Annotated in this window: 2 tRNA genes and 3 rRNA genes; all 5 read right to left on the bottom strand. The window is 53.9% G+C overall.

The features are described 5' to 3' along the window. Nucleotides 1-60 precede the first annotated feature (60 nt). Nucleotides 61-173: ribosomal RNA gene (rrf, locus tag AC0GUR_RS21545) — 5S ribosomal RNA — on the bottom strand. 130 nt (nt 174-303) lie between these two features. Beyond that, nucleotides 304-3,182 (bottom strand): 23S ribosomal RNA (locus AC0GUR_RS21540). A 202-nt stretch (nt 3,183-3,384) separates the two neighbouring features. Next, nucleotides 3,385-3,460: transfer RNA gene (locus AC0GUR_RS21535), tRNA-Ala, on the bottom strand. An 11-nt stretch (nt 3,461-3,471) separates the two neighbouring features. Continuing rightward, nucleotides 3,472-3,548, bottom strand: a tRNA-Ile gene (locus tag AC0GUR_RS21530). Nucleotides 3,549-3,744: 196 nt separating this feature from the next. Further along, nucleotides 3,745-5,289 (bottom strand): 16S ribosomal RNA (locus AC0GUR_RS21525). Together the 16S, 23S and 5S rRNA genes with 2 tRNA genes alongside form the textbook arrangement of a ribosomal RNA operon. Nucleotides 5,290-5,514: the final 225 nt, after the last annotated feature.

The following is a 5,514-nucleotide window of genomic DNA, read 5'->3' as shown; positions in this document are numbered from 1 at the left end:
ATTTTCTCACGCGCAAAGACAAACGCCTTCCCGGATGGGAAGGCGTTTGAGGGATAAAGCCCCTGGCGGTGACCTACTCTTGCATGAGGATTCACACTACCATCGGCGCAGCTGCGTTTCACTTCCGAGTTCGGGATGGGATCGGGTGGGACCACAGCGCTATAGCCGCCAGGGAAAGGGTGGGAACAGCGCAGGGTATGCGCCAGTTCCGCAGAGGGTGTAAACGAGTGACAAGCGATTTGGTGAAATTCGAACTAGATGTTTCGTTGAGACGATAGTCTCTGCGAAGCGTCTTGGGGTTATATGGTCAAGCCTCACGGCTCATTAGTACACGTAAGCTCAATGCATTGCTGCACTTCCACACCGTGCCTATCAACCACCTAGTCTTGATGGTGCCTTAAGGAGACTCGAAGTCTCGGGAGATCTCATCTTGAGGCGCGCTTCCCGCTTAGATGCTTTCAGCGGTTATCGCTTCCGTTCGTAGCTACCGGGCAATGCCATGGGCATGACAACCCGAACACCAGCGGAACGTCCACTCCGGTCCTCTCGTACTAGGAGCAGCCCCTCTCAAATCTCCAACGCCCACGACAGATAGGGACCGAACTGTCTCACGACGTTCTGAACCCAGCTCGCGTACCACTTTAAATGGCGAACAGCCATACCCTTGGGACCGGCTACAGCCCCAGGATGTGATGAGCCGACATCGAGGTGCCAAACACCGCCGTCGATATGAACTCTTGGGCGGTATCAGCCTGTTATCCCCGGAGTACCTTTTATCCGTTGAGCGATGGCCCTTCCATACAGAACCACCGGATCACTAAGACCTACTTTCGTACCTGCTTGATCCGTCGATCTCGCAGTCAAGCACGCTTATGCCTTTGCACACAGTGCGCGATGTCCGACCGCGCTGAGCGTACCTTCGTGCTCCTCCGTTACTCTTTGGGAGGAGACCGCCCCAGTCAAACTACCCACCACACACGGTCCCTGATCCGGATTACGGACCTAGGTTAGAACGTCAAGCACTTCAGGGTGGTATTTCAAGGATGGCTCCACCGAAACTAGCGTCTCGGTTTCATAGCCTCCCACCTATCCTACACAGAAGAACTCAACGTTCAGTGTGAAGCTGTAGTAAAGGTTCACGGGGTCTTTCCGTCTTGCCGCGGGAACGCTGCATCTTCACAGCGATTTCAATTTCACTGAGTCTCGGGTGGAGACAGCGCCGCTGTCGTTACGCCATTCGTGCAGGTCGGAACTTACCCGACAAGGAATTTCGCTACCTTAGGACCGTTATAGTTACGGCCGCCGTTTACTGGGGCTTCGATCAAGAGCTTCGCCTTGCGGCTGACCCCATCAATTAACCTTCCAGCACCGGGCAGGCGTCACACCCTATACGTCCACTTTCGTGTTTGCAGAGTGCTGTGTTTTTGATAAACAGTCGCAGCGGCCAGGTTACTGCGACCCTTCTCAGCTCAGCTACGCATGTAGCCACCAAAAAGGGCGCACCTTCTCCCGAAGTTACGGTGCCATTTTGCCTAGTTCCTTCACCCGAGTTCTCTCAAGCGCCTTGGGATTCTCACCCTGCCTACCAGTGTCGGTTTACGGTACGGTTTCTCTGTAGCTGAAGCTTAGTGGCTTTTCCTGGAAGCGTAGTATCAGTCACTTCGTCCAATAGGACTCGTCTCGGTGCTCGGCATAAAGAGGGCCGGATTTGCCTAACCCTCATGCCTACCGCCTTTCCCCGGGACAACCAACGCCCGGTAGACCTAACTTTCTCCGTCCCCACATCGCACTACAGACAAGTGCTGGAATATTAACCAGCTTCCCATCGACTACGCATTTCTGCCTCGCCTTAGGGGCCGACTCACCCTGCGCCGATGAACGTTGCGCGAGGAAACCTTGGGCTTTCGGCGTGCGGGCTTTTCACCCGCATTATCGTTACTCATGTCAGCATTCGCACTTCCGATACCTCCAGCAGACTTCTCAATCCACCTTCACAGGCTTACGGAACGCTCCTCTACCGCGCACACAAAGTGTGCACCCCGAGCTTCGGTGTATAGCTTAGCCCCGTTAAATCTTCCGCGCAGACCGACTCGACCAGTGAGCTATTACGCTTTCTTTAAAGGGTGGCTGCTTCTAAGCCAACCTCCTGGCTGTCTATGCCTTTCCACATCGTTTTCCACTTAGCTATAACTTTGGGACCTTAGCTGCGGGTCTGGGTTGTTTCCCTTTTCACGACGGACGTTAGCACCCGCCGTGTGTCTCCCGTACATTCTGTCCTGGTATTCGGAGTTTGCCATGGTTTACTAAGCCGCGATGGCCCGCTAGCCATAACAGTGCTCTACCCCCAGGAAGATTCATACGAGGCGCTACCTAAATAGCTTTCGAGGAGAACCAGCTATCTCCGAGTTTGTTTAGCCTTTCACTCCTATCCACAGCTCATCCCCATCTATTGCAACAGATGTGGGTTCGGTCCTCCAGTGCGTGTTACCGCACCTTCAACCTGGCCATGGATAGATCACTCGGTTTCGGGTCTACTGCCAGAGACTATGCGCCCTATTCAGACTCGGTTTCCCTTCGCCTCCCCTATACGGTTAAGCTTGCCACTGACAGTAAGTCGCTGACCCATTATACAAAAGGTACGCAGTCACCCTTGCGGGCTTCCACTGCTTGTACGTATACGGTTTCAGGGTCTATTTCACTCCCCTCTCCGGGGTTCTTTTCGCCTTTCCCTCACGGTACTTGTTCGCTATCGGTCAGTCAGGAGTATTTAGCCTTGGAGGATGGTCCCCCCATGTTCAGACAGGGTTTCTCGTGCCCCGCCTTACTCAATTTCATACCTAATGCCCTTTCGCCTACGGGGCTATCACCCGCTATGGCCGGCCTTTCCAAACCGTTCGGCTAAAACACTAGATACTTTTGGGCTAGTCCGCGTTCGCTCGTCGCTACTGACGGAATCTCGGTTGATTTCTTTTCCTCCGGGTACTTAGATATTTCAGTTCCCCGGGTTCGCTCTGCATGACTATGTATTCATCATGCAGTACTCCTTGCGGAGTGGGTTTCCCCATTCGGACATTGCCGGATCAAAGCTTGTTGCCAGCTCCCCGACACTTTTCGCAGGCTGCCACGTCCTTCATCGCCTCTGACTGCCAAGGCATCCACCGTATACGCTTGGTCGCTTGACCATATAACCCCAAGTCGCCTCAGAGCTATATTTCCAAACAACGCGTTCGCTTAATTGCCTCAACGACACATCTCGGTTCGGTTTCGAACCAAAACGCTTGTCACTCGTTTACTTTGTCAAAGAACACAAGAACGGCCACAGTGCCGCCTCGTTTCTAAATCTTTATGTGTGCGCTGCCTTCATTTCACGTCGTGCCACCAAAATGGTGGAGCCAGTCAGGATCGAACTGACGACCCCCTGCTTGCAAAGCAGGTGCTCTCCCAGCTGAGCTATGGCCCCAAGTGATTCAGTGGTGGGTCTGGGAGGACTCGAACCACCGGCCTCACCCTTATCAGGGGTGCGCTCTAACCACCTGAGCTACAGACCCGGGAACCTTTGTTCTTCGACGGAAACCACCCACTCCTCGATGACTCGCATCGAAGCGGGCGGTCCGTGAAGAGTCCAGCCAGGGATGGCTGGTCTTGCTTGGCCGCGACAAGGATGTCGCGTGAAGCAAACTTCGCGTGAAATAAAGTGCAGGTGTCTTGTGTGGACGTCTTGCGGGGAGAAAGATGTCGTTCTCGAAAGGAGGTGATCCAGCCGCACCTTCCGATACGGCTACCTTGTTACGACTTCACCCCAGTCATGAACCACTCCGTGGTCGTCGTCCCCCTTGCGGTTAGACTAACGGCTTCTGGAGCAACTCACTCCCATGGTGTGACGGGCGGTGTGTACAAGGCCCGGGAACGTATTCACCGCAGCATAGCTGATCTGCGATTACTAGCGATTCCGACTTCATGGAGTCGAGTTGCAGACTCCAATCCGGACTGGGATCGGCTTTCTGGGATTGGCTCCACCTCGCGGTATTGCAACCCTCTGTACCGACCATTGTAGTACGTGTGTAGCCCTGGCCGTAAGGGCCATGATGACTTGACGTCATCCCCACCTTCCTCCGGTTTGTCACCGGCAGTCTCCTTAGAGTTCCCACCATTACGTGCTGGCAACTAAGGACAAGGGTTGCGCTCGTTGCGGGACTTAACCCAACATCTCACGACACGAGCTGACGACAGCCATGCAGCACCTGTGTTCTGATTCCCGAAGGCACTCCCGCATCTCTGCAGGATTCCAGACATGTCAAGGCCAGGTAAGGTTCTTCGCGTTGCATCGAATTAAACCACATACTCCACCGCTTGTGCGGGCCCCCGTCAATTCCTTTGAGTTTCAGTCTTGCGACCGTACTCCCCAGGCGGCGAACTTAACGCGTTAGCTTCGACACTGATCTCCGAGTTGAGACCAACATCCAGTTCGCATCGTTTAGGGCGTGGACTACCAGGGTATCTAATCCTGTTTGCTCCCCACGCTTTCGTGCCTCAGCGTCAGTGTTGATCCAGATGGCCGCCTTCGCCACTGATGTTCCTCCCGATCTCTACGCATTTCACCGCTACACCGGGAATTCCACCATCCTCTATCACACTCTAGCTATCCAGTATCCATTGCCATTCCCAGGTTGAGCCCGGGGATTTCACAACAGACTTAAATAACCGCCTACGCACGCTTTACGCCCAGTAATTCCGATTAACGCTTGCACCCTTCGTATTACCGCGGCTGCTGGCACGAAGTTAGCCGGTGCTTATTCCTCAGGTACCGTCAGCCCCACCGGATATTAGCCGGTAGTATTTCGCTCCTGATAAAAGTGCTTTACAACCCGAAGGCCTTCTTCACACACGCGGCATTGCTGGATCAGGCTTGCGCCCATTGTCCAATATTCCCCACTGCTGCCTCCCGTAGGAGTCTGGACCGTGTCTCAGTTCCAGTGTGGCTGATCATCCTCTCAGACCAGCTAGCGATCGTCGCCTTGGTGAGCCATTACCTCACCAACTAGCTAATCGCACATCGGTTCGTCCAACCGCGCAAGGCCCGAAGGTCCCCTGCTTTCTCTCGTAAGACGTATGCGGTATTAGCGTAAGTTTCCCTACGTTATCCCCCACGTTTGGGTAGATCCCGATGCATTACTCACCCGTCCGCCACTCGCCACCCACAGTATTGCTACTGCTGTGCTGCCGTTCGACTTGCATGTGTTAGGCATGCCGCCAGCGTTCAATCTGAGCCAGGATCAAACTCTTCACTTAAGTTTTCGACCTCGTTGCCACCCGAAGGCAACAACTCGATCTATCTTTCTGAAGCGTATGTCCTAACCATAAACGTCAAGCTTTTGAATTGACTCTTAGGTTAGACGCTTGCATATGTTTGACATTCAGTCATCCACCGCAAGGCGCCCACACAAGTCACCTGCGCACACTGTCAAAGATCTTAATCACTTGCTGACCGTTTCCGTTTCAGCGTTGGAACATTTC

The organism is Dyella sp. PARNA 12/25, assembly GCF_055702865.1.
Note: the sequence above shows the minus strand (reverse complement) of the source record. Positions and strands in the feature narration are given on the sequence as shown.